General features: G+C 38.1%; 25 protein-coding genes. 5 read left to right on the plus strand and 20 right to left on the minus strand.

Annotated features, from left to right (window positions below; translation table 11 throughout):
- The 18 genes from ACFO6W_RS05835 to ACFO6W_RS05920 all read right to left on the minus strand — a co-directional run bounded on the left by ACFO6W_RS05835 (position 1) and on the right by ACFO6W_RS05920 (position 16,719).
- Positions 1-879, minus strand: coding sequence for a glycosyltransferase (locus ACFO6W_RS05835; protein ID WP_379994443.1), 879 nt, complete (start codon positions 877-879; stop codon positions 1-3).
- Positions 880-1,091: 212 nt separating this feature from the next.
- Positions 1,092-2,045 carry a hypothetical protein gene (locus ACFO6W_RS05840; protein ID WP_379994444.1) on the minus strand — a complete coding sequence of 318 codons (954 nt, stop codon included), beginning with the start codon at positions 2,043-2,045 and terminating at the stop codon, positions 1,092-1,094.
- A 9-nt stretch (positions 2,046-2,054) separates the two neighbouring features.
- Entirely contained in the window at positions 2,055-2,273 is a 219-nt protein-coding gene (locus tag ACFO6W_RS05845; RefSeq protein WP_379994445.1) for a YdeI/OmpD-associated family protein, read from the minus strand.
- Positions 2,274-2,285: 12 nt separating this feature from the next.
- Positions 2,286-2,984, minus strand: coding sequence for a WbqC family protein (locus ACFO6W_RS05850; RefSeq protein ID WP_379994446.1), 699 nt, complete (start codon positions 2,982-2,984; stop codon positions 2,286-2,288).
- A gap of 42 nt (positions 2,985-3,026) precedes the next feature.
- A complete protein-coding gene (locus tag ACFO6W_RS05855) occupies positions 3,027-4,145 on the minus strand; it encodes a DegT/DnrJ/EryC1/StrS family aminotransferase (RefSeq protein WP_379994447.1) in 1,119 nt (372 codons plus the stop codon).
- 90 nt (positions 4,146-4,235) lie between these two features.
- Positions 4,236-5,084, minus strand: coding sequence for a glycosyltransferase (locus tag ACFO6W_RS05860; protein WP_379994448.1), 849 nt, complete (start codon positions 5,082-5,084; stop codon positions 4,236-4,238).
- A 102-nt stretch (positions 5,085-5,186) separates the two neighbouring features.
- Positions 5,187-6,062, minus strand: a complete 876-nt coding sequence (locus tag ACFO6W_RS05865) for a glycosyltransferase family 2 protein (RefSeq protein WP_379994449.1) — start codon at positions 6,060-6,062, stop codon at positions 5,187-5,189.
- Positions 6,047-6,835 (minus strand): glycosyltransferase family 2 protein, encoded by a 789-nt coding sequence (locus ACFO6W_RS05870; RefSeq protein WP_379994450.1) that lies wholly within the window; start codon positions 6,833-6,835, stop codon positions 6,047-6,049. The genes ACFO6W_RS05865 and ACFO6W_RS05870 overlap by 16 nt, the downstream gene beginning before the upstream one ends.
- Complete coding sequence (locus ACFO6W_RS05875) at positions 6,832-7,848, minus strand: glycosyltransferase (RefSeq protein ID WP_379994452.1); 1,017 nt, start codon at positions 7,846-7,848, stop codon at positions 6,832-6,834. The genes ACFO6W_RS05870 and ACFO6W_RS05875 overlap by 4 nt, the downstream gene beginning before the upstream one ends.
- Positions 7,815-8,753 (minus strand): glycosyltransferase family 2 protein, encoded by a 939-nt coding sequence (locus tag ACFO6W_RS05880; protein WP_379994453.1) that lies wholly within the window; start codon positions 8,751-8,753, stop codon positions 7,815-7,817. Before ACFO6W_RS05880 ends, ACFO6W_RS05875 begins: the two co-directional genes overlap by 34 nt.
- The gene (locus ACFO6W_RS05885; protein WP_379994454.1) at positions 8,741-9,604 is read right to left on the minus strand and encodes a glycosyltransferase family 2 protein; all 864 of its coding nucleotides are present in this window, start codon (positions 9,602-9,604) and stop codon (positions 8,741-8,743) included. Before ACFO6W_RS05885 ends, ACFO6W_RS05880 begins: the two co-directional genes overlap by 13 nt.
- 6 nt (positions 9,605-9,610) lie before the next feature.
- Positions 9,611-10,471 carry a glycosyltransferase family 2 protein gene (locus ACFO6W_RS05890; RefSeq protein ID WP_379994455.1) on the minus strand — a complete coding sequence of 287 codons (861 nt, stop codon included), beginning with the start codon at positions 10,469-10,471 and terminating at the stop codon, positions 9,611-9,613.
- Complete coding sequence (locus ACFO6W_RS05895; protein WP_379994456.1) at positions 10,468-11,598, minus strand: glycosyltransferase; 1,131 nt, start codon at positions 11,596-11,598, stop codon at positions 10,468-10,470. Before ACFO6W_RS05895 ends, ACFO6W_RS05890 begins: the two co-directional genes overlap by 4 nt.
- A gap of 9 nt (positions 11,599-11,607) precedes the next feature.
- On the minus strand, positions 11,608-12,318 hold the full coding sequence (locus ACFO6W_RS05900) for a class I SAM-dependent methyltransferase (RefSeq protein ID WP_379994457.1): 711 nt from the start codon (positions 12,316-12,318) through the stop codon (positions 11,608-11,610).
- A gap of 6 nt (positions 12,319-12,324) precedes the next feature.
- Positions 12,325-13,593, minus strand: a complete 1,269-nt coding sequence (locus tag ACFO6W_RS05905; RefSeq protein ID WP_379994458.1) for an ABC transporter ATP-binding protein — start codon at positions 13,591-13,593, stop codon at positions 12,325-12,327.
- Between the two features lie 14 nt (positions 13,594-13,607).
- On the minus strand, positions 13,608-14,471 hold the full coding sequence (locus tag ACFO6W_RS05910) for an ABC transporter permease (protein ID WP_379994459.1): 864 nt from the start codon (positions 14,469-14,471) through the stop codon (positions 13,608-13,610).
- 178 nt (positions 14,472-14,649) lie between these two features.
- Positions 14,650-14,877 (minus strand): hypothetical protein, encoded by a 228-nt coding sequence (locus ACFO6W_RS05915; RefSeq protein WP_379994460.1) that lies wholly within the window; start codon positions 14,875-14,877, stop codon positions 14,650-14,652.
- Positions 14,878-15,051: 174 nt separating this feature from the next.
- Positions 15,052-16,719 carry an AMP-binding protein gene (locus ACFO6W_RS05920; RefSeq protein WP_379994461.1) on the minus strand — a complete coding sequence of 556 codons (1,668 nt, stop codon included), beginning with the start codon at positions 16,717-16,719 and terminating at the stop codon, positions 15,052-15,054.
- A gap of 657 nt (positions 16,720-17,376) precedes the next feature.
- On the opposite strand from ACFO6W_RS05920, the gene mtaB reads away from it, so the two are divergent.
- The 4 genes from mtaB to ACFO6W_RS05940 all read left to right on the plus strand — a co-directional run bounded on the left by mtaB (position 17,377) and on the right by ACFO6W_RS05940 (position 21,514).
- Positions 17,377-18,687: a tRNA (N(6)-L-threonylcarbamoyladenosine(37)-C(2))-methylthiotransferase MtaB gene (gene mtaB, locus ACFO6W_RS05925; RefSeq protein WP_379994462.1), complete on the plus strand. Its 1,311-nt coding sequence runs from the start codon at positions 17,377-17,379 to the stop codon at positions 18,685-18,687.
- Positions 18,688-18,690: 3 nt separating this feature from the next.
- Entirely contained in the window at positions 18,691-19,599 is a 909-nt protein-coding gene (locus ACFO6W_RS05930) for a lysophospholipid acyltransferase family protein (RefSeq protein WP_379994463.1), read from the plus strand.
- The gene (locus ACFO6W_RS05935) at positions 19,596-20,621 is read left to right on the plus strand and encodes a glycosyltransferase family 2 protein (RefSeq protein WP_379994464.1); all 1,026 of its coding nucleotides are present in this window, start codon (positions 19,596-19,598) and stop codon (positions 20,619-20,621) included. The genes ACFO6W_RS05930 and ACFO6W_RS05935 overlap by 4 nt, the downstream gene beginning before the upstream one ends.
- A 266-nt stretch (positions 20,622-20,887) precedes the next feature.
- Positions 20,888-21,514, plus strand: a complete 627-nt coding sequence (locus tag ACFO6W_RS05940) for a DUF4294 domain-containing protein (protein ID WP_379994465.1) — start codon at positions 20,888-20,890, stop codon at positions 21,512-21,514.
- Between the two features lie 78 nt (positions 21,515-21,592).
- Here ACFO6W_RS05940 and ACFO6W_RS05945 read toward each other — a convergent pair whose 3' ends face one another.
- Together ACFO6W_RS05945 and ACFO6W_RS05950 are read right to left on the minus strand one after the other, a co-directional pair.
- On the minus strand, positions 21,593-22,453 hold the full coding sequence (locus ACFO6W_RS05945) for a sigma-70 family RNA polymerase sigma factor (protein ID WP_379994466.1): 861 nt from the start codon (positions 22,451-22,453) through the stop codon (positions 21,593-21,595).
- Positions 22,454-22,686: 233 nt separating this feature from the next.
- Positions 22,687-24,219, minus strand: coding sequence for a Do family serine endopeptidase (locus tag ACFO6W_RS05950; RefSeq protein WP_379994468.1), 1,533 nt, complete (start codon positions 24,217-24,219; stop codon positions 22,687-22,689).
- 291 nt (positions 24,220-24,510) lie between these two features.
- Here ACFO6W_RS05950 and ACFO6W_RS05955 point away from each other — a divergent pair, with 291 nt between their 5' ends.
- On the plus strand, positions 24,511-26,154 hold the full coding sequence (locus tag ACFO6W_RS05955; RefSeq protein ID WP_379994469.1) for a hypothetical protein: 1,644 nt from the start codon (positions 24,511-24,513) through the stop codon (positions 26,152-26,154).
- The last annotated feature ends 2 nt before the right edge of the window (positions 26,155-26,156 follow it).

Raw genomic sequence — 26,156 nt, forward strand, 5'->3', positions numbered from 1 at the left:
TTATTTACGTTGCGATTCTATAAGGAACGGATTGATAAAGGATAATTTCTGAAACAAAGTGAGAACAGCAGCGGCTTTTCTCAGGCTGTAGCCCCTGGCATAGTATATCTGTATACGGTATATCCTTTTTATGCGATCTTTGACAGTCTTTTTATACATATGACAGGTGTATTTATCGAATTCATGCAATAAATATACCATCCATGCGGTTTGGTTTAAGGGTTTCAATGTGGATGACATCCCGCCCAGATGCTGCCGGTACACTGCCATATATTCAGGCAGGAACTTGATTTTGCCCGACAGGGATACAATGAGTTGCAGGGCATAGTCACCGTTCTTTACGGTGTAATACCAATCGGGAGCTTTATGTGCGTCTTTGCGGAAAAGGATAGAGGCGGTGAGCAATCCCCAATCCTTGCTGATGAGATCTTCCGTTGTCAATACATCCCGCTCCATTTCTATATTTTCGTCCAGGACGCCGCACAGCAGTGTATAGGTCTTATGCGAACACAAGGTGAAACCGGGATTGGCTTCCATAAAGTCTACCTGCTTCTGTAGTTTATATGGATCGGTCCAGTAGTCGTCACCATCGCAAAGAGCAATGTATTTGCCTTGTCCGGAGTTTATATTGTTTATCCAGTTAAGCATCATGCCCTGATTGGTTTCGGCTAACCTAAGGCGGATAATGTCGGGGTATTTCTTCTGATATTCAATGCATATGGCCCGTGTGTTATCTGTGCTGCAATCTTCGCCGATAACCAGTTCGAAGGGAAAGGTTGTTTTTTGCATCACTATTCCTTCAATAGCTTCAGCTATAAACTTCTCATGATTGTAGGTAATCATGGAAACGGAGACCAATATATCTTTTTTACTGTCCATTTTTTACAGAATTATTTACTAAAGGAATGTTAGATTACAGTCTTATTGCTTCTTTTATATCATTATTTTTTTAGCATATTTGGGAATGAGAAAGAAAGACAAAGATACAAGGTCAAAAAATCTGCAATTTACAGCTCTGGTCACTGCTGCATTTGCGGCAGCTTTGATTGTACTGCTAATACTCATCTGGGCTCTTGTCCTGTAATCCTTTTTTAAGAACGAATCACTTTTACGATTCTTCTCATATCCTCCTCATCGTACCGATGATCACAAGGTAAAGGTAAAAGATAATTTACAATCCTGTATTCGGCCGAATCTTTCTCTACCAAGTCCAGTGTCGCTTTCCAGTATGTCGAAACAAAGATCTTATTATCTATCAGCTTTTTTCTCAGGTCCGGATCTTCCGAATAGAACATATAGCTGAGTGGACAGGTATCTTCGGGGAAGTTGTCGAACTTATATATATTATCTTTACCTAAGACAGAATGCAGGTACTTAAAGTTGCTTATCTGCCTTTGTTTCAGATTTTCGTAATCTATATTCGCCAGCAAGGCATTTGCCAGATTAGACATCCTCTTTACCGGCTGATTGATAAGGCTGGCGCAATAGTCCAGATAATCCTGATAGGCTGCGCCTGCATTCCCATATTCGATACGCTTCATCAGGTGCGTCATATGCGGAATGGCCATATCCTGCTCGAATACTTCATCCAGTAACGTATCTGTATAAAGGTACGCGCCGTCGGGCAGTCCGAAAAACTTGCGTGGAGAGTAGATTGTATCTATCCCTTCGTATGGCCTGGAATAGAATGCATGGGTATTATCCACAATGAGTTGTTTGCCGAACTTCCGGACCAGTTTTTCGACAGTATTGCATTTGATCCCATATATGTCTGAATAAAGGAATACTTCATCATCAGCCAGTTCCTTTCCGAAAACCGGATCTATATTGAAATCAACAGAGTAGAATTCAGATTCGAGGCCTAATTTCTTTATAGGCTCCCATATTACCTCCGAATTGAGATATGGAATATATATCTTTTTATACTTCTTTGCTTTCAAAATATATTCGAGGCAATTACGGGCAGTATTCAGCTGCACCGCTCCTTTGTGATAATGCTCACCTTTACGGAGCTGAAGTTCGAAGTATCCGCCTATTTCTTTCATCCGATACAGTTATGTTTTGAGCGTTTTCTGTTTGTTTTTCAACATAATTAAAGCCTTTCCGGCTCTTACTTCCCGTGTTGCCTGTTGTTTGGCTCCGCCTACCCAATCACAATATCCCCGTTTATATCCATCTGTAAGACTCTCAAAGAACTCCTTTTCTTCATTATTATCATTAAGAAGTTTAACGAGTTCTTCCGGTACAATGATTTCACCTTTACTCCTTTCCATATATAAGTTGGATTATATTAATTTATAATTATCTAATATTGCAGGTATATCCTCTAAAGAATTGAACATCATTACATCCAATACGGAAAGCCAAGGTACAAATTCATTTGCAAATTGCTTGTATTCAATCGGATTGGAAGAAATAAAATGCAGGTTTATATTTTCTTTCTTAAATTCTTCGGGAGAATACAATTCCTGCCCCCCGGTTGCATTATAATAATCCGTAGCTTTCAACTTCTTACAGATTGCAATCACTTTATCCTGTCCTTTTAGTGAATGATCAATGTTGAGAGAGGAGGATATAATTATCTCTGTATTAATTCCCAAATATCTGCATATTTCCCGAACAGAATTATCTATATAGTGAAACAGATTGGTATCGTTGTAATTGACGATTCTCTCGATTAAAGACATTACCGATTCAAAATAAGGAGCTTTCCGGTAAGATTCTCTTATTTGATTTAATAATTTCTTTTTATCGAAACCAACTGATAAACATCGATCTTTGACATCCAGATAATCCGAATCTTTTTCCAGCGGAATAGTAATCATCAAATCTTTGCCGTTTTGCAGAATTCTGTTTCTGTTAATCCAGCCTTTCTTAGTATATTGGATATTATCGTAAATTACATATTTGTCGACAGCATTCAATAATTGGAAATATCCGATATACGGCAGAAAATACGGCTGCATTATTCCCAGTTTCATCATTTAGTTACAAGTTACGAGTTACAACGGTGTGCACTCAGTATTTTATCTGGTTGCAAATTGTTTTATTAAATCACAGATTTTTCGTACTTCATCAAATTCCAGGTTGGCATATATCGGAAGGCACACAATTTCTTTCGAAACCTGTCCGGCTACCGGAAGATTTCCTACGCTTGCGGATGGTAACCCTTTGTATGTAGGGAAATCACTGATAAGCGGATAGAAGTACCGTCGTCCGAAAATATCATATTCCTGTAATTTGAAATAGAGGTCATCACGGCTCATACCATATTCTGCCGTATTGATCCGCACAGGATAATACGGGTAGGTGTGTTGTACACCTTTGGCAACTTCCATGTAAGATACTCCGGGAATATCTTTCAACAGACTATCATATAGTTTTGCCAGTTCCAGGCGTTTGGCTATATAGCCGTCTACGTATTTGAGCTGGAGGGAACCATAAGCGGCCTGCAGTTCATTCATCTTCGCATTGATGCCCGGTTCGATGACGGTGGTTTCGTTACGGAATCCAAAGTTCTTGAGTAAGTCGATACGTTGCTTGGTCTTTTCATCCTGGCAAACGATCGCACCGCCTTCAATTGTGTTATATACTTTTGTGGCATGGAAACTCAGTATTGAAAGGTCGCCCCAGTTCATCACCGATTGCCCGTCTTTTTTTACAGAAAAAGCATGGGCCGCATCATAGATTACCCGCAGACCGTATATATCGGCAATACGTTGTATTTCCTCTACATTGCAAGGATTGCCATATACATGCACAGGCATGATCGCTGTAGTTTGCGGGGTTATGGCTGCTTCTATCTTTGCCGGGTCTATATTGTAATATTTATCGTCGATGTCCACAAATACAGGCTTGATATTATTCCACCAGAGGGAATGGGTGGTTGCTACAAAGCTGAATGGCGTGGTTATTACTTCTCCCGTTATACGCAGAGCCTGTAATGCCGTAATGAGTGCCAGTGTACCGTTAGAAAATACCGAGATATATTTCACCCCGAGGTAATCGGCCAGTTCCTGTTCGAATTGTTGGTGAAAAGGCCCGTTATTAGTCAATATCTTATTGTCCCATATCTGTTGCAGATAAGGGATGAATTCATCCAATGGCGGCAGAGCCGGTTGTGTTACAAATATTTGTTTGCTCATAATTTTACAGTTACGAGTTACGAGTTACGAGTTACAAGTCTTGGCGGACAGGTTACAAATAAACAAGTTACTCAATTTATAATTTATAACTCATAATTTACGAATTATTTTTCGGATAAATTCCGGGGTAATACTTTTTATACGTCCACGTAGCGATTTGTCTCCATAGAGTAGTATTTCCAGCCTTCGTTTATGTTTTGTAAAAGCCTCTGTATATTTATAATTGAAGTATCTGTCGTATTCGTTTATAAATTCTATGATTCGCAGATACTGTGTTTTATTATCCATTTTCGACCATTGTCCGTTGTCGTGTATGCGGTAAGCGGAAGTAACATCTTTAAGGTAGAGTAAAGGCCCGAATTGTCCCATATACATACCCAGCATCCAGTCGGCAATCTCCATATCGAACAGCTTGGGATCAAGATTTCGCACATATTTACCTCTGAAAACACAGCATGACAGGTTACCTATCTTATTTCCCAGGGCGAGTTGTTCGATTGTAATAAGCTCGTAATCATTGTTACCTGTCCAGTCGAATATTTCTTCTCTATCTTGATCTATAAACAGTCGTAAATGCCTGTTGTAACTCATCGAAGATTCTGCGTGAGCATCGAGATGGTCTATATGATTTTGTATGTGATCTGGTTTCAGCCAATAATCATCTCCTTCCATGATAGCGACATAATCACCCGTACAGGCGGCAAAGGCTTGCCGGTAATTTTTATTATAGCCTACATTATGGGGTTTTTGAAGGTATGTGAATTTGAACCCGGTTTTATTTTCGTATTCTTTTATGATATCTACCGTGTTGTCGGAAGAACAATCGTCAGCCACAATGATCTCCACATCATGCACAGTCTCCTGCATCAGTATGCTTTCGAGCGTCTGAGGCATATATGCAGCCTGATTATATGTTATGAGTATGACGTTTATCTTCATTATAGGTAAAATAACGTGTTTAATGATGCATTCTTATAACATAACTACCTGTTGTGGTTATATATATCAAAGTAATAAACAGGTCTGTAACCTTAGTTTGTATTAGTCCTTTTCCCCGGAAAAAATCCTTCGGAATACTTTCCTTATGTATTTGACGGGAGATAAAAAAAAGTCTCCTATCTTATATTCTATCGAGTTCTTATATAAATTGGCTTCCCATTTATAGTAGGTTGCTTCAATATGGTCTCTTATCGGATTGAAATATTCAAGATACAAAGGTAGGTGATTCCTGAAGATTTGAAGTAATAGTTTTTCATTTTTTATACTATCTATCAATGTGGAACGAGAAATGTCCTTGATTCGGTATAGGTAGTGGAAATCATCTAGCTTCACAACTTTGTCCTCCGGTTTTATCAATGATAGATAAAAATCCCAATCTTCCAGCCCTTCAACCATGTTTATGTTGTAACCATCTGTCTCCTGGAAAGCACTCTTTCTGAATATTGCTGAATTATGTATCTGGTTCTCTTTCAGCATTTGGGGAAAAGAGAATGCTGGTTTTATTAGCTCCTTTTCTATATTTCCGAACAAAAGAGTATTACTATATACCAACTTGGTCTCAGGCATCGCGGAGAACACTTCCATCGCCCTAGAAAAGTAATGGGGACCTATCTTATCATCAGCATCCAAAGGAATGATGAATTCTCCTGTGGAGTGAGCTATGCCAAAGTTGCGGGTATCAGACACTCCGCCATTTTTCTTCCGGAAATAGATGAATCGCTGATCTTTCCTGAGCCACTCATTTGCAACGTCCTCTGTATTGTCCGGAGATCCGTCATCAATAATAATACATTCCCAATGCGGGTATGTCTGGCCGATCAGAGATTGCAGGGCTTCGGATAGATATTGTGCCTGGTTATAACAAGGGACTATCACCGAAATAAGCGGATTGTGTATCGTATTTATAGTTTCAGCCATTTTAATAATCCTATCTTTTTAAGAAATTGAACACTGACTGACTTTTTTAGTTTATATAGTTCCTGCTTTTTTTCCATCCAGTCTTTGTAGATGGTATTGTATAAGGGATAAGTCAGGGCTATATGCATGTCCCGTTCTTTTTCCAGGAGTTTCCTGTTTTGAAAGTCGGAACTAATCCCGTCTATATAAAATGTGGAAAAACACTGATTTATATGTTTATACTTACAGTTGAGCGAACAAATGGCATCGATAAAGAAGGCCCAATCGGACGCTATCTTTTTTTCTTCAGAATAATAGCCATAATCGATCAGTCTCTTTCTTTTGATAAAAGAGGCTGTATGGGGTAAAGTATCTTCAGCAAAATATTTGAAATCCGGATTGTCCGGATAGGTTTTAATATAGGCGTTGCCGTTTGTTTCGGCGATTTCGAGGTTGTAATAGATTATATCCTCTCCAGATGCGAGCTTCTCTATTATAGAACTCAAATCAGTATTTCCCATGATTGTATCGCCGCTATTTACAAATAAGAGATATTCCCCTGTGGCTTTCCGTATTCCTTTATTCATGGCATTATAAATTCCTGTATCGGGTTCGCTGACCCAATATGTTATCCGGTCTGCCTGCTTTTTTATAATATCTACACTGCTGTCGGTAGAACTACCATCAATAACAATATATTCAAAGCCGGCGTTTCTTTGACATACAATGCTTTCGATTGTCTTTTGCAATCCGGCAGCATTATTGAAGTTGATTGTTATGATGGATAGTTTCATTTTATTGCAAAGTTTTCACGACCATATTTCAAATAAAATTGAAATATAGCACGAGAATTTGCATCTGTAAGAAATTTGGCATTACCAAAGAAAAATGCTTTTTCCCAAGACAACTGTGATTCAATAGCTTTTCTGTTTCTGGAAAGAACTATCCACAAGATATTTTTCACACTTAACTTAAATATACTACTCAAAAGTTTAGTCTTTGAAACATGTAGATACTGATTGGCTATCATATAATTGTTTAATACGTAAGTCCCTGAATACGTAAATCCTTCAAACAGCTTCTTTTTATATTTCCATGTCAGTCTGTTATGGGGAATGAAATGCTTAAAACGTAATTCCTGGCTGTAGAATAGATGGTATCCCATTAACAATATACGTTGGGATATTTCCGAATCATCACCTGAGGTCAATTTCTCCTCACTTCTGCCACTCAATAACATCGGATATGTCACATCAAATATTTTGATTAATAAACTTAATCGAGTTACCATTCCTGCTCCCCATAGATATCCTTTTTGCGAAATATCGCCACTATCTTTGTCTTGCTTTCCTACAGCATATCCGTCACTAAAATCTTCAAACCAATCAGGGAAATTAACATCACTAACTGCTTCTCCTTGTCCGCCTAATGCCCCTATTTGAGGATTGGTCTCCATGATACGAAAAGCATTTTGCAAGTAATCGTGGTGCAGCCAGTTATCGTCGTCGCAGAACAGGACATATTCATATTGAGCCATAGAAACGCCTTTTCTTCTTGCATATGTTTGCCCTTGTTGCACTTCCTCAACAATGGAAAAACCCGCCTTTGTATTTTTGTATTTTTCCCATTCGGAATAAGCTACAGTTTCCAAATTATCTGTTGAGGCATTATTTATGATTATCAATTCCCACGAAATATTATCATCTACTTCTTGCAAAGCAATGTGTCGGATAGTCTCTGGCAGTCTGGCCGTACTGTTATAGCAACAAATAATTATCGAAATGCCCTTATTATCTTGTTTTTGCATGAGTATAAAACATTTTTTATTTTTAAACACACGAATTTATTATTTTTTACATGCCGGATATCAATATAGTTGCTAAATTTCTGATCTATTTCGGCAATTTTGTCGCTTGGCAAATTCACTCTTTTTAATGTAAAATTATCATATTTCGCATGTAATGCATTTTTTAATTCACTCTTTTCGATATATCCATTCTCATAAAAGGATTGTAAAACATCAAATTCCTCCAAATAATTAAGACCAGAGGAGTAGGCTCCGCCACTTACATCGGCAACATGTTTTCTGAAGAAATTCAAAATCTTACCACTGATGAAAACTTTTCCCTGTGCTGCCATTAATCCCCAAAACAGCCAGTCACCGCAAAACTTGTAATTCGTATAAATATGGTTGTTTATTGCATCAAAATACTTTTTTTTAAAGATCGCCATACTGGCGTTAAATACTGCATTTCTATACAATAAATGGCTTTTTATAAACATTCGCCCTTCAACCGAATTCTCTAAATAATCTTCTTTCGAAATCCATTTAATCTCGTTTTCAACTATATAATAGGATTGAACAAATCCAAAAGTAATTTGCTCGTCAGCATCTAAGGGCGGTATTAGTGTTTCAACGAGTGTTGATTCACACCAATCATCACTTTCAGCAATCCAGATATATTCTCCTTTTGCCAAATCAATACCTTTACGCCATTGTTTGAATGGAGAACCGGAATTGGTTTCATTATAAATAATATGACTTATATGCGGATTTTTCCTGTATACTTCGATTATATCCCGGCTATTATCTGTTGAACAATCATCCAGTATTATCAGTTCGAAGTCTTGAAAAGTTTGATTCAAAATACTGTCAATGCGTTGCTTTAAGAAAGGCGCATGATTGTAGTTGGGGAGGATTATTGAAACCATTTTTTATCAAATATGCGTTTGAACGAAGAATGCAATACTTTTAGAATCTTGATAGGCATAAAATTTTCGTATCGATAAACCTTATGTGATAAGGCATTATTGCATGATATTAACCAATCATTTACACTTAGTACCTCTTGATATGTACCAAATTCCTTTATATAAATATCTAAATGCTTTTTTTGTACATACACATTGATTTTTTGTCGTTTATTATTATCTTTTTTGAGGAACTCTATCATTGAATTTTCTTTTATTCTGTAATAGAACCCGATATACGGAAGTTTCAGGACTTCTTTTTGTGTTGTACTAAGTAAATGTATCCAGAATTCCCAGTCTTCCCAACCATGAATCAAATTGATATCATAACCTCCGATTATAGTCCAATCTTCTTTTTTATAAAATGCAGAACAGTATATCATATTTGACTTCAAAATATCTCTATAATTATACTCTGGTAGATTCCATTTGCCTTCCTTTTCTCCAAATAAGAACGCATCTGCATATATAATTCCAATATCAGGACTGTATTTTATAGCGTCAAGAGCTAATGATATATATTCTTTACCAATTTTGTCGTCTGCATCGAGGGGGAGTATCCATTCTCCTTCAGCCATATTTATTCCTGCATTTCTGGCAGAACTTAATCCTCCATTTTCTTTTTTCAAATATTTAAACCGGCAGTCTTTATCACACCATTCATGAGCGACAGCTTCGGTATTATCTGGTGAGCCATCATTTACTATTATGCATTCCCAATCGGGAAAAGACTGATCTAATACGGATTGTAATGCTTCCGGTAAATATTGTGCCTGATTATAGCAGGGGACTATGACGGAGATTTGTGGCATAATAATTTATTCTACTTCTTTACGACTTTTGAAAATACTATTTATTTTATGTAAAAGTTCATTCAGTTTTTTATATTTTTTCAATCTCCAGTATTCTTTGAAAAGGGAGTCATAGTCCATCTTTGAAACAAATGAGTCTAAAAAAAGGTTCTCGATATTTATATTTCGCCTTTTGGCTGTATTTATATTGACGACCCATCTCCAATAGTATGCTTTATCTATATTGTTGGTTGTAGATATTCCGTTTTCATGTATCCTATATAAATATAGAGATTTATCCCAATAGAATGTTCTCCCCGCATCATATAGTTTTAAATATAAGTCCTGATCTACAGCCCTTCTCTGATAAGGATCTATACCATCTGTGTTATCATATATTTCTTTTTTAAATGTGCAAAAGTGAGAAATTTCCCCTTCAAGATTAAAAAACATTGGTTGGAAAGGAATGACGTTCCGACCATGTGTGTATTCGCTCTTAATATTCAAATTCTCATCACAATAAAATAATTTTGAATGAATTATAGAATAATCTGGCATTTTGGAGTGGAGGCTTACCATATCCATTATGGCATCAGGAGTTAAAGCGTCGTCAGGGTCAAGGAAACCGCATATTTCTCCGGCAGCCATTTCCACGCATTTTCTTTTGGTAAATCCGGCTCCCTGATTTTCACTATTGTAGTATATTTTTATACGCTCATCATTTTTTAATTGATTGTATATCGTAAATGAATTGTCATCTGAATGATCATCCACGATTATAACTTCCCAATTGCTATATGATTGCCTGTAAACACTCTCCAGGGCTTCTGCAAGGAAGCGGCCGTTGTTGTAATTGGCTATTAAGATTGAGAATAGAGGCGGATTCATGCGTTGCAATTTTTATTACAGACTTGTTCTATTAGTGTATTCAACTTCTTTAAATGCATATTCATACTGAAGTTTTCCATGATGTTTTTTCTTCCAGTCTCACCCATTTTAACGGCTTGCTGAGGATTTTCCAATATCCATATCATTTTTTCTGCCATCTCTTCCACATCATGTTCTTTTACCAGTAAACCTGTTTCACCATCGATAATCACATCTGGAATTCCGGCATGTATGGTCGATACAACAGGGAGTGCAGCGGCAGAGGCTTCCAAAATAGCTACAGGAGTACCTTCCATATCTCCGTTCGAAGCAGTTACCGAATGTTGTACATATCCCTTTACTTTAGCATAATAAGGCATTAAGTCTTCATGTTTGCATTTACCAAGAAAGCGGACGTTTGAATGTATCTTTAGATAATGTGATAAGTTGATGCATGCATTGAATAATGGGCCTTCTCCCGCGATATATAGTTTCGCATCAGGATATTTCTCTACTACCTTTTTGAATGCCAGAATGGTATAATATGGCGCTTTTTTATCTACAAATCTGCCTACTGCAAGGAATGCATTCTCTGTATATGCAGGAGTCTGATCGAAAAAAATGTCCTCAGGCCCATATGTTATGTATTCTAATTTTTCGGGAGGACACCCAAGAGATAACAACCGGCTATACATATATTTGGATACTGCTATTATCTTTGACGCATATTGGAACATCTCTGGATACAGGTCTTTGTATTCTTTAAGAATATCCGTCACAGATGCATCATATCCATGAAAATTTACGATTAAAGGTAATTCCAATTTTTTGCAGACTTTCATAACAGCAACACCCGAAGGTCCGTATTCGGCGTAAACGATATTTATTTCGTGTTTTCTGAAAGAATTAATTAACGCTTTTTCTTTCTCTGTATATTCCGGTTTTTTTCTGAGGATTTTTTCTTTTATATAGCGGATTATTCTCTCTTTTTTATTTAGTCCCAGCAAAGCTTCTTCTTCCAGAAAGACAGGAAGATATCCTCCATAATAAAACTTGACATTAGCATCAAAATATTTTTTATGATTCTGAATAAATGTTTCAGAATATGCGTTCTGGTTCGGAGATATGAGAGCTAAATTTATTTTCATTTTGCATACTTATTTTTGCGCTGATACAAATAGGTTTGTAATCATCAAACTTTCACGAAAATGAGAAGAAGGAGTGTCCTTTTTCAATAAATACTTAATTACAGGTTTTAACAAAATTGATAAAATATTCCTTTTTTTCGGAGACAATCCACTTCTTCTGACCCATAAGCCCAACATTTGAGCAAGACTTGCATGCCAGCCACCTCCTGCATAAATTTTAATGTCATTGAATCCGGCGTCTTTTAGAAGTCGGTTTAATGCGAAAGGAGTATATCTGTATTCATCATGCGGCGTCTCATGTAGAGGCCATAGAAATGGTGTCGTAAGAAATAGAAAGCCATCTTTTTTTAGTACTCTTTTCATTTCTTGTAATATAAGCTCTGGTTCGGGGCAGTGTTCCAAAACTTCAGTAGCCATAAGAGTGCTGTAACTTTCATCATCGAAAGGCATAGCCTTGCCATCCCATGTATAATCGGGTTTAACAGCCTCGTTATACACTATGGCCGTTTCAATATCTAATCCGATATATTTATTGATTTTGCTATTTTCAAGAATATATTTGCGATAAGGCATTTGCCCACAACCTACATCCAGTAATTCTCCTTTGAAATAAGGTAAACTGGATTTTAGTGCGTTGAAGATAGATGAGCGGATAAAATACCTGTCTAAATTGTCAGTAGTGAAAGGTATTTTTATAAAATTATCATATTTCTCAACCATATATCTTTAATTTATCTTTTCTATCTCCCAATAGGCGTCTTCTACATAAATAGCATTTCGTTTTCCCCAATAGTAGTCTCGAACCTCTTCAAAAATTTTGACTTCAAATGGGACAACATTTTCAAGAGTTTCGAATTTTTCTCTGGAGATTCTGTCAGAGTAATGAATAATTAAACTATAAGTATCTGGATATAGATGACTAAAGGGAATAACCGAGCTTAATCTATATGTTCCTTTTTCATCTCCAAAAGGAATCTCTTCATGCATATTTAATATATGAGTAACTGGGATTCCTTGTGAATTAATTATCTGATATGAAACAGCTGCTGATGGTATCTTATGGGGAGTGTATACGTCAATAACAATTTTCATAGGTTTCCCAAATTGCTGTATGTTACTTGGATGAGACGTAATGCATTCAACCTTAACAATATTTGGTTTATCTATTTTAGGATTTGCTGTATATACAAGTTCTCCAGAATTATTTAATGATAAATATTCTTGAATTATATTTTTTGTATTATCGATTCTATGTATTTTTCCGTTCACTAATAATACACAGTTGTTCGTTAAAGTAGATACCGATTGCATATTATGGCTCACAAACAACACCGTCCTCCCTTCTCCTCTCGATACATCCTGCATTTTTCCGATAGCTTTCTTCTGAAATTCGGCATCCCCAACAGCCAGTACCTCGTCAACTACCAGTATTTCAGGCTCAAGATGCGCAGCGATAGCAAAGCCCAAACGCACCATCATACCCGACGAATACCTTTTTGCCGGAGTATCAATATACCTTTCCACCCCCGCAAAAGCAATGATCTCATCGAGTTTTTCCGTTATTTCATGTTTGGTCATACCCATGATGGTGCCATTCATGTAGATATTTTCACGTCCGGTTAGTTCGGGATGAAAACCTGTTCCTACTTCCAATAATGAAGCGATCCTCCCTTTTGCTTTTATGCATCCGGTAGAGGGTGTCGTTACGCGCGATAATAATTTCAAGAGGGTGGATTTTCCGGCTCCGTTTCGTCCTATAATACCAACTACATCCCCTTGTTGCACCTCAAAATTTATATCCCTCAGCGCCCATACATATTGTCCTGTAGCTTTGGAACTTCTGTCATTGGCCTCACCTATTTTCAGGTATGGGTCTTCTTTGCCCCTTACAAGATGCCACCAGCGGTTGAGGTCGTGGCTGATAGTTCCCGTACCGACCACCCCAAGACGATATTGTTTCGATACGTTTTCAAATTTTATTGCTATATCTGACATTTTTCGTTTTTTTATTATACGACATCTATAAAGTTCCTCTCAACTTTATTAAAGACTCCCATTCCGGCGATCATCACTACCACCGTAACACCGAAACTGTAACTGAGTGAAGCCCACGAAAATTCACCCGTTCCCATAGTGGCAAACCTGAATGTTTCAACAATAGGGGACAACGGATTCAATGCTATAATCCACTTATATTCGCTGTATCTCTCCGACATGACCGATAAAGGATACACTATGGGGGTTATAAACATCCACAGAGATACCAGAAAACCAATAAGAATACCCACATCCCGGTACTTCGTGGTCATTGAAGAAATGATAATCCCAGTACCGATGGCAAAGCATGCAATCATCAGTATTAAAAGTGGAACCAGCAATATATATATATTAGGTGCGATACTTACGTCTTTAATGTATATATAATATAAATACATCACAATGAATGTTGCTATCTGAATGGCCAGTTTCAGCATCGTAGAGATTGCACCCGAAATGGGTACGACCATCCGGGGAAAATATACTTTGCTGAAAACACCCGCATTGCTAAGGAATGTGCCCTGAGCCCTGCCTAAGCACTCAGCGAAATAGTTCCAAAGCAATATCCCCGACATGTAGAATAGGGGTTGAGGCAAACCGTCTGTCGGGATATTTGCTATACCTCCGAACAAAAACATATATGTGATGGTCGTAAACAACGGTTGGATGATGTACCATAAGGGTCCTAGCACTGTTTGTTTGTATGCAGTTACGATGTCCCGGTGTATATACCTCTTTATGAGGTCTCTATACTTCCATATCTCACCGATATTCAGGGAAAAATTGTTTTCGCGAGGCTTTATTACAATATCCCAATACCCTTTCTCCGATTTCATTTAATATGATTTTTGTTTGTGTTCTACTGCTCAGCATGCAAAGGTAACTATTTTTGATGAATTATTCATTAAAACAATAGTTTAGATTGTGAATAATCTTGATTAATAGTTAATAAAAAAAACCTATATGAGTATCACTCATACAGGCTTCTGTAATCTTTAGCTGTTATAGCTCAGATTATTTCTTTGGTGCAGTAGCAGCAGCGATTGAATCTTCAATAGCTTTTGCAGCAGTAGCGATTGAATCTTCAATAGCTTTTGCTTTAGCAGCAGCTTCTTCAGCAGCTTGAACTGCAGCGATTGAGTCAGCAGTAGCTTTAGCTTTAGCTTCTTCAGCAGCTTTATTACTACATGATGCGAAAGAGATTGCAATAACAGCAACAGCAAATAATACTAATTTTTTCATTTTTCTTTTCTATTAAAACTTAAACGGTAAATGTATTTGAGTTATTTCTGATAACACGATGCAAAGATATATATATTTCTTTACATGTTGTATAGCATAATTATGTTTTTTTTAGTGTTTTTCTTATTTTTCTCCAAAATTATGTGTTTTTATATGTTCGCCGGAAATAACTGTTTAGTTTTCATAGAGATATCTTTTTATGCTTTTTTTAGGAGTTTTCTCAAACTCACTCGGGTATATCTGTATTGCCGTTATGTTTTCATAGCTTGCCAGCTGTTTATTCAGGTTTTGCCTGTTTTCTTCCATGATAGCCGGAAGCATTTCCTGCTCAACGTGTGCGGCATCCATTGTTTCGTAGTCGGGGTGAGTTAATGCGACCAGCTTTCCGTTCCGCTCAACTACAAGGCTTTCAAGTACAAACGGCATATTGTTTAAACGGGCTTCTATCTCTTCCGGGAATATGTTTTGTCCGCTTGGGCCTAACAACATTGTTTTGCTGCGTCCTCTGATAAATATCCTGTTGTTGCTGTCTATTGTCCCCAGGTCGCCTGTCCGCAGCCATCCGTCTTCGGTAAATGTAGCTTTGGTTGCCTCTTCATTTTTATAATATCCCATCATTACATTCTCACCTCTGACCTGAATTTCGCCTACGGTATTGTACGGATCGTCAGAGTCTATTCTGACTTCCATTATATTATCCAATATCTTACCGCATGATGTCGGGATGAAATCGTAGTTATGGTCGTATGAAATAAGGGGCGCGCATTCGGTCATTCCATAACCTACAGTAAACGGGAATTTTATTTTGTGCAGAAAAGCTTCCACTTCTTTGTTTAAAGCGGCACCGCCGATAATAACCTCATGGAAGTTGCCACCCAGTCCTTCCATCATGCCTTTTCGTATTTTTGAATATATCTGGTCTCTTACAATTGGTATTTTCAGGGCCATTTTAATGGCGGGCTTTTCTATTTTAGGGAGTATGGATTTCTTGTATATTTTTTCTATAACTAATGGTACGGAAATAATCAGATGAGGCTTTATCTCGGCAAAGGCTTCTGCCAGTATCTTCGGTGAAGGTGCTTTTCCCAATAAGGTCGTGTGCGAACCTTCGGTTAGGGAATAAAGAAACTCAAACGCACAGCCATAGGCATGTGCCAACGGTAGGAACGATACAATATTTTGTCCTCTGAACAAGAGCTTCAGGTAATGGGCATGTGTAATATTACCGGCCAGATTGTTGGCCGAAAGCATAACGCCTTTGCTGAACCCGGTTGTTCCTGAGGTGTAATTAATGAGCACAAGTTCCGAATTATCTACTTTGGTATAGTTGATGTTATCCTTTTTATATCCGTCGGGATATCTTTTTTTCATCTTTTCGTCCAATGAGTCGACAATAAAAGATAGCTTCTCTCCTTTTTGTTCATGCAGGCATTTGTACTTATTGTCATTTACGGAGAAGACGCCTCTTACTTTAGGCAGATAATCTTCGTCCAGGGAATCCCAAATCTGACTGCTGGAAAATAAAAGTACGGCTTCGGAGTGATTTATGATATGCTGTACACTGTCGGCATGAAAATCCTGTAATATAGGTACTATGACGCCCCCGTAGGTAATCACAGCCAGATAGGTTACACACCATGGTATATTGTTTTTGCCGATAAGGGCTATCTTATCACCTTTTTTTATCTGAGCTTCTTCCAAAATAATGTGTATACGGGCTATTTCGCAGGCTAGGTCCTTATAATACAGTGTTTTTTGTTCCGAGTAATCGGATAATCCTTTCAGTTCCCAGTTATTTTTGAAGCTGTTGGCATATAAATCGATCAGGTTTTCTTTAATCATGAAAATTGCTCATTTTAGGTGAATTTGTGCAAAAATAAATAGTCTCCTTATATTCTACAAGTATTTTATCGCTAAAATTGCGACAATTGTTGTAATTTTGTACTCTTTTAAAATGCGGGTTCATTCGAATTTGGCGCTATATGGTTTAATGCCAGATGGATGTATGATTTTCCCGGAATTTTATCTGTATGGTAAACAGCCTGATATTTTCGGATGTTTAATTTATGGTTCTTTGAAAGTTGGAAAAAGTAATAATATAAAGTCTGTATTTCGTGTTACTTTTGTTACTTTTTGATATAGTTACGAGTTACTTCGCCCTTCGGGCAGTTACAAGATACGAGTAGACAAGATACGAGATACAAGATACGAGTTGTTAACTGATGACTGTTCACTGTTTTCTGTAAAGTCGCTTCCTGCCATTGGCACACCGGCATATTATTAGTTAATCAGTGCATCGATTTCTGTTACTTTTGTTACCTTTTAACTATATATTGCAAAAGAAGGTTAATTTAATGAAGGTTTTGGCAGGTTGATAGTTAACATACAGGTAGCTCGTAATTTGAACCTGTTACCTTGTTTATATAAGATTTTTATGGTTTTTTAGATATACAATACTGGAGTTGACAATGGAAACTTGTCAGCTAAAAGCTAAATACAATGATAGATAATTCGATATTTGAAAATAAAAAGGCAGCCTATCTCACATTAGGATGTAAATTGAACTTTGCCGAGACCTCGGCCATCGGGAAACAGCTTTCGCAGGTTGGTGTCCGTCGGGCAAGAGAGGGGGAAACAGCGGAGATATGTGTAATAAATACCTGTTCGGTTACTGAATTTGCAGATAAAAAATGCCGTCAGGCCGTTCGGAAATTAATTAAAGAGAATCCCGGGGCATATGTGATCGTGACGGGCTGTTATGCTCAGCTCAAGCCTGAAGATATAGCCGGGATCGAGGGCGTCGATATCGTGTTGGGTTCTGAACAGAAGCTTGACGTAGTTGCTTATCTGGATGAATTGAAGAAGAAAGATAAAGGAGTAGTCCATACGTCGAAAACGAATAAAATAAAATCTTTTGTACCTTCCTGCTCGCAGGACGACCGTACCCGCTATTTTCTGAAAGTGCAGGATGGCTGTGATTATTTCTGTTCTTTCTGTACCATACCTTTTGCCCGTGGGCGTAGCCGTAATGGTACAATTGAGAGTATGGTAAAACAGGCTCAGGAAGTGGCGGCAAAAGGAGGAAAAGAAATTGTGCTTACGGGGGTGAATATCGGTGATTTCGGACGTACGACCGGAGAAACGTTTTTCGACCTGGTTAAAGCGTTAGATGAGGTGGATGGCATTGAGCGTTATCGTATATCTTCTATTGAACCTAATTTGCTGACGGATGAAATTATAGATTTTGTGTCAAAATCGAAGCGTTTTGCGCCACATTTCCATATTCCGCTGCAATCAGGCTCCGATGCTGTATTGAAATTGATGCGCCGCCGGTATGATACAGCACTGTTTCGTCACAAAGTGGAAAAAATTAAAGAGATTATGCCCGATGCATTTATCGGGGTGGATGTAATTGTAGGTACAAGGGGAGAAACGGATGAATATTTCGAAGAAACCAGACGGTTTCTGGAAGGTCTTGATTTTTCTCAGCTACATGTTTTTACATATTCTGAACGCCCGAATACACAAGCCTTGAAGATAGAGCACGAGGTAGACCCCAGGACAAAACATGCCCGATGCAAGGTTTTGCTGGATCTATCGGATAATAAACTGGAAGCGTTTTACCAGTCGCAGCAGGGCACACAGCGTAAGGTGTTGTTTGAGCATGCACAACATGATAATATGATGTATGGATTTACCGAGAATTATGTGAAAATAGAGACGCCGTATCAGGCGGGTAAGGCAAATGAAATAAAAATAGTTACCTTAGGGGACTTTAATAAAGTAAAAACAGCACTGGTAGAAAATTAAGGAATGAACAGACTGTTATATTATATACTATATATATGGATGTATTTACATGCCCTTCTGCCATTCAGGGTATTGTATATATTATCCGACATGCTTTATTTTTTCGTCTATAAAATAGCCGGTTATCGCTTGAAGGTAGTCAGGCTCAATCTGGAAGCCAGTTTTCCGGAGAAAACAAAACAGGAAAGATTGGCCATAGAGCAGGAGTTCTATCATCACTTTTGTGATTATTTTGTTGAAACATTGAAGATGCTGCATATATCTGATGAAGAAATGCAAGCGCGGATGCAGTTTGAGAATGTGGAGCAAATAAAAGAGTTGATGAAAGATGGAAATTCTGTTTTGATGTATCTTGGACATTATTGCAACTGGGAATGGGTCACATCTATAAATCTGGTCTTTAGGCAAGAAGGTAAAATCCTGGGTGAGATTTATAAGACATTGAAAAATAAAGCGATGGATGATTTGTTTCTCAAAATACGTAGTCGCTTCGGATCTCTGGCTATTGCCAAACAAGATACATTCCGGGTTATTGTAAAACTCAGGAACGAAGGAAAACAGATCTTGATCGGTTTTATGGCAGATCAAACACCTGCATGGCGGAATATTCACTACTGGACTCCTTTTCTAAATCAGGAAACCCCTGTATTTACAGGAGTGGAGCGTATTGCAAAGCAAACCGGTTTTGCGGTTGTTTATCTGGATATGGAGAAAATAAAGAGAGGGCATTATAAGGCTACCGTTCGTCTGATTACAGATGATCCTAGGGAAGAACCGGAAAATAATATTACAGAGACATATATCAGGGCTATGGAAAAGACCATCCTTCGCAATCCGGCTTACTGGCTCTGGACTCATAAGCGTTGGAAACGTACACGTGAAGAAGTGGAAGCAATGCAGCAACAAAAATGAATAAAGTAGCAGTTGTTATTCTTAACTGGAACGGCAGGGCGCTTTTAGAGCAATTCCTGCCTTCCGTGGTACAATATACTACATATGCCGATGTGGAGCTCATGGTGGCTGATAATGGTTCTACAGACGGTTCTATTGCATTTCTTCAATCTGTATATCCTCAGATTACCCGGATAGTCTTGCCCGGGAATTACGGCTTCGCCGGTGGATATAACAAGGCTTTACAGGAGGTGAATGCCGAATACTATGTCCTGCTCAATTCGGATGTAGAAGTAACTGAAGGCTGGCTGTTGCCGATAATAAATCATTTGGATAATAATAAAGATATCGTTGCGGCCCAACCCAAAATTCTTGCCCAGAGAAATAAAGCGTACTTCGAATATGCAGGGGCATCGGGGGGATTTCTCGATAAATACGGTTATCCTTTTTGCCGTGGGCGTATCTTTATGCATGTGGAGGAAGATAAGGGGCAATATGATGAGCCTGTTGACGTGCTTTGGGCTACAGGTGCCTGTTTGTTTATCCGCTCTAAAGATTTTTTTGAGGCAGGAGGCTTTGATGCTTCGTTTTTCGCTCATATGGAAGAAATAGATCTTTGCTGGCGTTTGAATTGCCGTGGAAAACGGATTGTATGCCTGCCCTCATCGGTTGTTTACCACGTAGGTGCTGCTACATTGAAGAAAGAAAGTCCGCGCAAGACTTTTCTCAACTTTCGTAACAATCTGATTATGCTCTATAAGAACCTGCCGCAGGAAAAGTTGAAGAGAGTGATGGTAGCCCGTCTCATTCTTGATTATATAGCGGCTGTTCAATTTGCTATTACCGGAAAATATGCCAATGCCAAAGAGGTTATCCGCGCACACAAAGACTTTTATGATAACAGAAGGTCATATCGTCAGGCGCGTCTCGAGAATCTGCAAAAGAGGGTGACGGAGGAGATCGAAGCCATTTACCCGAAAAGTATTCTTTCTGCATATTACCTGAAATGGGTGAGAACTTTCTCTAAACTACAGGGTTTTTGATTAACTTATAATTATTCTGCATATCAGGATTGTTTATATGCACTTTTTCAGAGAATCTTTATCTATAGTTGTGAGCGTATGACTTTTATACAGGCTCCTCGTTCTTTGAAAAATTGATATACCATACATATGATGAAAAAAACGGTAATGATCTGCCTTCTGTTATATTCTGGAGGGAAATAATTCGCCTGCGCCCTTAATTTATTCTAAAATTGATATCTCTGTTTATTTTTCTTGTATATTTGAATGTTTTTATTAACTGAAATATGAAAAGGGTTTTCTCTGTACTATGTTTACTTCTGTTTCTTTCTGTATCGGTTAAGTCCCAGGAAGAGAAGCCCAAGACGTATATAGATATAGCCGCTATATATGAAGGTGATACCATTGCCGTGGTTCAGTTGAAGCCTGTTTATATTTTTGGACAGATCAAATTTAAAAATAATAAGGAAAGGCAGGAATACTCTAAATTGGTACGGGATGTAAAGATAGCATATCCTTATGCCAAAACAATAGCATACTCCATCGTTGAGACTTATGAATATATGGAGACCTTACCTACTGAAAAGGCTAAGCAAAAATATCTGGAAGATGTGCAAAAGTACATGATGGACGAGTATAAGCCTAAGATGAAAAAGATGACCAAGAATCAGGGTAAAATATTGGTAAAGCTTATCGACCGTGAATGCAATACTCCTTCTTACAATATTGTAAAAGCTCTTGTCGGCAGTTTCAAGGCGGGAGTATATAACGCTTTTGCGGGGCTTTTTGGTAATAGCCTGAAAACGAGGTATGACCCTAATGATAAGGATGCATCAATAGAAGCTATTGTTATCCAGATAGAACAGGGTACTATTGACTATAATTACGCCCGTAATTATCACGGATTCAGATAAAACTGCAAATAAGACAAAATAAAAGAGAGTAAGTTTCCTTGCTCTCCTTATCCATTGAACTTTCGGTTAAGAACCTTTTTAACCTAAGTAGCTTTTTAATAATTTGCTTCGTGAATTCTGACGCAGGCGCTTGATCGCTTTTTCCTTGATTTGACGTACACGTTCCCGTGTGAGTTGGAATTTATCACCAATTTCTTCCAGGGTCATTTCCTGATATCCGATACCGAAGAACATTTTGATAATTTCACTTTCTCTTTCTGTCAATGTTGATAATGCACGCTCGATTTCTTGTTGAAGCGATTCGTTTATCAACATACGGTCAGCAATTGGGGCGTCGTCATTTACAAGTACATCCAACAAGCTGTTGTCCTCACCTTCGACAAAAGGTGCGTCCATAGAAATGTGTCGTCCTGAAACTTTCAGCGAATCGGCGATTTTATCAACCGGTATGTCCAATTGCTCGGCAAGTTCTTCTGCTGACGGTTTGCGTTCGTTTTCCTGCTCGAATTTGGAGAAAGCCTTGCTGATTTTGTTCAGCGAACCCACCTGATTGAGAGGAAGGCGTACGATACGCGATTGTTCTGCTAATGCCTGCAATATAGATTGGCGAATCCACCATACTGCGTAACTGATAAATTTAAACCCTCTGGTTTCGTCGAATTTTTCTGCAGCTTTGATAAGTCCCAGATTTCCCTCGTTGATTAAGTCGGGTAAGCTTAACCCTTGATTTTGGTATTGTTTTGCAACAGATACAACAAATCTAAGGTTAGCCCTTGTGAGTTTTTCGAGTGCGGCCCTGTCACCTTTTTTTATGGCTTGAGCCAACTCTACTTCTTCCTCGACTGTAATCAGGTCTTCACGACCAATTTCTTGCAAATACTTATCCAGAGATGCACTCTCACGATTTGTAATTGACTTCGTAATCTTTAACTGCCTCATATATAAATATATATGTTAAAATGTCCCAAAAATGTTTGCAAATATAGTAAAAATAATGCTATATATGGCTATCTGTTTGGGCCGAATGTCAGATAGCTTTAGTTAATAATACTCAATTGTTGTTTTTGCTTACTTACTTAAAGTTTATATCTAAGTTATATACAAAATAAATAACGCTTAAGTAAGATGTTTAGTTTTTACTTAAGCGTTATTTGATATTTGTTAAGTTAATATTACTCGCTTAAGTCGACAGCGTAATATTTCCTTGATCCGTTAGCAGTTATTCCGGTTATGAATAGCGCCTTATCCTGGCTGTTGGCTGTTGTGGTGATAATGCGTTCCACTTCGCTGGCCGAAGATACTGGTTGATTGTTGATTTTCTGTATGATAAATCCTTTGGCAATACCTTCTTTATGGAATTTGCCGCTACTATCTACACCGGCCACTTCTACGCCGTAGCTAACACCCAAAGCTTTCTTCCTTTCGGCAGTAAGATCTTTGAATGCCGCCCCTACGATGGCTATGCCGTCTTCTTTCTTTACAACCGAAGTGCTGCCGGCACTGTTTTTGAGGGTTACATCGAATGTCTTGGTTGAAGCTCCGCGTACTATATCTACTTTAACTTTGTCTCCCGGACGGAACCTGTTTACTTGTTCCTGTAATTCGCTTACTGTTTTTACCTTCACGCCGTTCACTGCTGTGATAACATCACCTTCTTCTATTCCGGCCTGTTTGGCAGGGCTCATATCTGCAAATCCCCCAACATAAGCACCTTCGTTTATTTTCAGGTTCTTTGTTTTTTCAGGATCAGCTTCTTTTGCCGCAGCAACTTCGCCTATCTGTACGCCAAGAACAGCACGTTGGACGGCACCGTATTCTTTGATGTCGGCCACTACTTTTCCGGCAATCGAAATAGGTACGGCAAATCCATATCCGGAAAAGTCACCGGTCTGAGAGTAGATAGCAGTATTGATGCCTATCAGTTCACCATTGGTGTTGACTAATGCTCCACCGCTGTTACCCCTGTTGATGGCTGCGTCGGTTTGTATATACGACTGGATACTCATATCTACGCCGTTGCGGCTCCCTCCACTTATGTTGCCACGGCCTTTGGCACTAACAATTCCGGCTGTAACGGTAGATGTCAGGTTGAATGGATTTCCTACTGCCAATACCCACTCCCCAACTTTCAGATTGTCGGAGTTCCCGAATGGGATATATGGAAACTCTTTGCCTTCGATCTTCAGTAGTGCTATATCGGTCACAGGGTCTGTTCCTACCAGTTTTGCCGTATATTTACTGTTGTCGTTCAAAGTAACTTCTATCTCGTCGGCTTTATCGATAACGTGATTATTAGTGATTATAAACCCGTCGGCAGAGATTATAACACCCGATCCGAAGCCTACGCTTGGCTGAGGTTGTCCGTAACCCTGTTCCCCACGGTCACCGAATCCGAAGAAATATTCGAATGGGTCGATCATCCGTTGGCGTCCCTGACCTTGTGAAGCCTGAGCCTTCACTGTAGACTTGATGTGTACTACTGCATGAATAGAATTTTCTGCAGCTTTTGTAAAATCAGGATAGCCGTCAGCAGTCAGGCTTGCCAGATGTATGCCTTTCTGATCAAATTCGGTTCCGTAATTATAAGTATCAGCAGCGCTGTATCCTCTTTTGTAGTCCATGAAGCTATACATGCCATATGTAGCTCCTATACTCACTAATGCAACCACAACATAGGTTGAAATATTCTTCCAAAATTTTTTCATATGCAAGTATCGTTTAAATTGTTTATTAATTCACTTTATTTTTATTTCAAATGTAAACACAAAAAGTGTACACTTAGTGTGGGGTAACTCTATTTTTTAACACTTTTAACCGAGACGAAAATCTTTATTGCAATTTTAACAATTCGACCGGACTTTTTGTCAGTTTAACGTAAATGTTCTAAAGGAAAAGATGGCAATCTTTTGAAAAAACGTATCTTTGCGCCCAAAATAAGGATGCAGATTTTTTGTCTGACCTTAAGGGATAATTCATTCAGTTAATGAAATTTTTAAATGAGAAAAACTTTACATACTTTCCTTATATTGATAACGGTATTGCTCATATTATTCCTATTGTCAATAGTTTCTATAAAAATAGGCTTCTTTCCTCTGGAAAATCAGTCTTTCAAAGAACTTTTTCAGATAGCAAACGCACTGTCGGGAGTCAATTATATCATTTTCTTACTTATATTGGTCATCTCTATCTTTATCAGTGTTTACCATATAATAAAGATAAATTTATTTTATCTTCATATGGTATCTTTCTGTTCGTACATCGGCAGGGCGATAAAGAGTATATGGAACGATTTGAAGGACAGGTATGTGTTGTTGATATTGCTTCCGCCCCTTATCGCATCCATCTATTTCGCTATTGTATTGCCGATATCGTATGACGAGGCACTTACCTATGTCGATTTTACAAATAATCCTGTCTTATATTGTATATCGTCTTATCCGGCACCGAACAACCATGTCTTTCATTCTATAATAACGCATATAACCAAGCATATTCCGTTTTTTGATATCTTATTCCGCTTACGGATATCATCGGTTGTTGTCTCTATTCTGACATGGGTTATTGCTTATTCTTTTGTCAAAAGATACTATTCGAGGAAAGTGGCATTGTTTTCTGTTGCCATTTCTTCCATGTTATTCATGTCCATCTATTATAGTTATATGTCGAGGGGATATGCTTTGGTAGCTTTCTTCTTTGTCATATCTCTGTATGCTACATTTAATATAATAAAGTACGGCAGCCGGAATAAAGATTGGGCTATATTCTCTATATGCAGTGTTCTCGGATTTTATGCTGTGCCATCTTATCTTTATCCCTTTGTTACCCTTAACTTTGTTATTTTGCTCTATAACTATAGGAATATAAGGCAGCAATTTGTATTCAATGTATTTATAACATTGGCGACACTGCTTTGCTATATGCCGATTATATTGCATCAGGGTTTCGGAGTGTTATCCATTACTCCGGGAGACCGTATGGGGGTATTAAGCTTGTTTCCTCTTTTCTTTAGGAATACATTCAGTGAGATTTATGGCCTGCACCTCATATACACTTTTATTGCCATCGGTATACCGTTTATAGTTGCCCTGTTGAAAAAAAAGAAGGAAATTCTTAAACTTTGGATTATTTTTGGTTTGGCCCCGGTTGTCCTGTTGGCAATACATTCGGTGATCCCTTTCCCGCGTACGTTTATATACTATGGCTTTATCGTTGTTTTCCTGATGGGGATATCGGTGTCGGAATATATAGAAAAGATACCTGTAAAATGGCTTACTGTTATGCTTCTCGTATTGCAGGCAGGGTTGTTTTATAACTTCAAAAATAATATTGAAGAATACGAAAGTTTTAATATCGGCTTTCACGATGTAAGCGAGAAATTTATCGAAGAAGGTAAAACTTTTTATGTACTTAGCGGACTGAATATAGAGAGCCATAAATTTGAGATGATGCTGAGGGGATACGATTACAGTAAATCAAAATATGACAGGATATTCACAGACTTTGAAAACTTCAGGCTGGTGAATACAGATACCCTGAAGGGCAATTTTGATTATATCGTTATCGACAGGCCCTGGGATAAGACAGAGAAGAGAAAGCCTGTTTATTCCAATAAGACATTGAATGTATATATAATGGAATAATT

This window comes from Dysgonomonas termitidis (assembly GCF_042654545.1).
Classification (GTDB): domain Bacteria; phylum Bacteroidota; class Bacteroidia; order Bacteroidales; family Dysgonomonadaceae; genus Dysgonomonas; species Dysgonomonas termitidis.

Bases quoted from the DNA above. Each gene is read 5' to 3' on its own strand.
- ACFO6W_RS05835 (WP_379994443.1), bottom strand. From the start codon at position 879: ATGGACAGTAAAAAAGATATATTGGTCTCCGTTTCCATGATTACCTAC.
- ACFO6W_RS05840 (WP_379994444.1), bottom strand. From the start codon at position 2,045: ATGAAAGAAATAGGCGGATACTTCGAACTTCAGCTCCGTAAAGGTGAG.
- ACFO6W_RS05845 (WP_379994445.1), bottom strand. From the start codon at position 2,273: ATGGAAAGGAGTAAAGGTGAAATCATTGTACCGGAAGAACTCGTTAAA.
- ACFO6W_RS05850 (WP_379994446.1), bottom strand. From the start codon at position 2,984: ATGATGAAACTGGGAATAATGCAGCCGTATTTTCTGCCGTATATCGGA.
- ACFO6W_RS05855 (WP_379994447.1), bottom strand. From the start codon at position 4,145: ATGAGCAAACAAATATTTGTAACACAACCGGCTCTGCCGCCATTGGAT.
- ACFO6W_RS05860 (WP_379994448.1), bottom strand. From the start codon at position 5,084: ATGAAGATAAACGTCATACTCATAACATATAATCAGGCTGCATATATG.
- ACFO6W_RS05865 (WP_379994449.1), bottom strand. From the start codon at position 6,062: ATGGCTGAAACTATAAATACGATACACAATCCGCTTATTTCGGTGATA.
- ACFO6W_RS05870 (WP_379994450.1), bottom strand. From the start codon at position 6,835: ATGAAACTATCCATCATAACAATCAACTTCAATAATGCTGCCGGATTG.
- ACFO6W_RS05875 (WP_379994452.1), bottom strand. From the start codon at position 7,848: ATGCAAAAACAAGATAATAAGGGCATTTCGATAATTATTTGTTGCTAT.
- ACFO6W_RS05880 (WP_379994453.1), bottom strand. From the start codon at position 8,753: ATGGTTTCAATAATCCTCCCCAACTACAATCATGCGCCTTTCTTAAAG.
- ACFO6W_RS05885 (WP_379994454.1), bottom strand. From the start codon at position 9,604: ATGCCACAAATCTCCGTCATAGTCCCCTGCTATAATCAGGCACAATAT.
- ACFO6W_RS05890 (WP_379994455.1), bottom strand. From the start codon at position 10,471: ATGAATCCGCCTCTATTCTCAATCTTAATAGCCAATTACAACAACGGC.
- ACFO6W_RS05895 (WP_379994456.1), bottom strand. From the start codon at position 11,598: ATGAAAATAAATTTAGCTCTCATATCTCCGAACCAGAACGCATATTCT.
- ACFO6W_RS05900 (WP_379994457.1), bottom strand. From the start codon at position 12,318: ATGGTTGAGAAATATGATAATTTTATAAAAATACCTTTCACTACTGAC.
- ACFO6W_RS05905 (WP_379994458.1), bottom strand. From the start codon at position 13,593: ATGTCAGATATAGCAATAAAATTTGAAAACGTATCGAAACAATATCGT.
- ACFO6W_RS05910 (WP_379994459.1), bottom strand. From the start codon at position 14,471: ATGAAATCGGAGAAAGGGTATTGGGATATTGTAATAAAGCCTCGCGAA.
- ACFO6W_RS05915 (WP_379994460.1), bottom strand. From the start codon at position 14,877: ATGAAAAAATTAGTATTATTTGCTGTTGCTGTTATTGCAATCTCTTTC.
- ACFO6W_RS05920 (WP_379994461.1), bottom strand. From the start codon at position 16,719: ATGATTAAAGAAAACCTGATCGATTTATATGCCAACAGCTTCAAAAAT.
- mtaB (WP_379994462.1), top strand. From the start codon at position 17,377: ATGATAGATAATTCGATATTTGAAAATAAAAAGGCAGCCTATCTCACA.
- ACFO6W_RS05930 (WP_379994463.1), top strand. From the start codon at position 18,691: ATGAACAGACTGTTATATTATATACTATATATATGGATGTATTTACAT.
- ACFO6W_RS05935 (WP_379994464.1), top strand. From the start codon at position 19,596: ATGAATAAAGTAGCAGTTGTTATTCTTAACTGGAACGGCAGGGCGCTT.
- ACFO6W_RS05940 (WP_379994465.1), top strand. From the start codon at position 20,888: ATGAAAAGGGTTTTCTCTGTACTATGTTTACTTCTGTTTCTTTCTGTA.
- ACFO6W_RS05945 (WP_379994466.1), bottom strand. From the start codon at position 22,453: ATGAGGCAGTTAAAGATTACGAAGTCAATTACAAATCGTGAGAGTGCA.
- ACFO6W_RS05950 (WP_379994468.1), bottom strand. From the start codon at position 24,219: ATGAAAAAATTTTGGAAGAATATTTCAACCTATGTTGTGGTTGCATTA.
- ACFO6W_RS05955 (WP_379994469.1), top strand. From the start codon at position 24,511: ATGAGAAAAACTTTACATACTTTCCTTATATTGATAACGGTATTGCTC.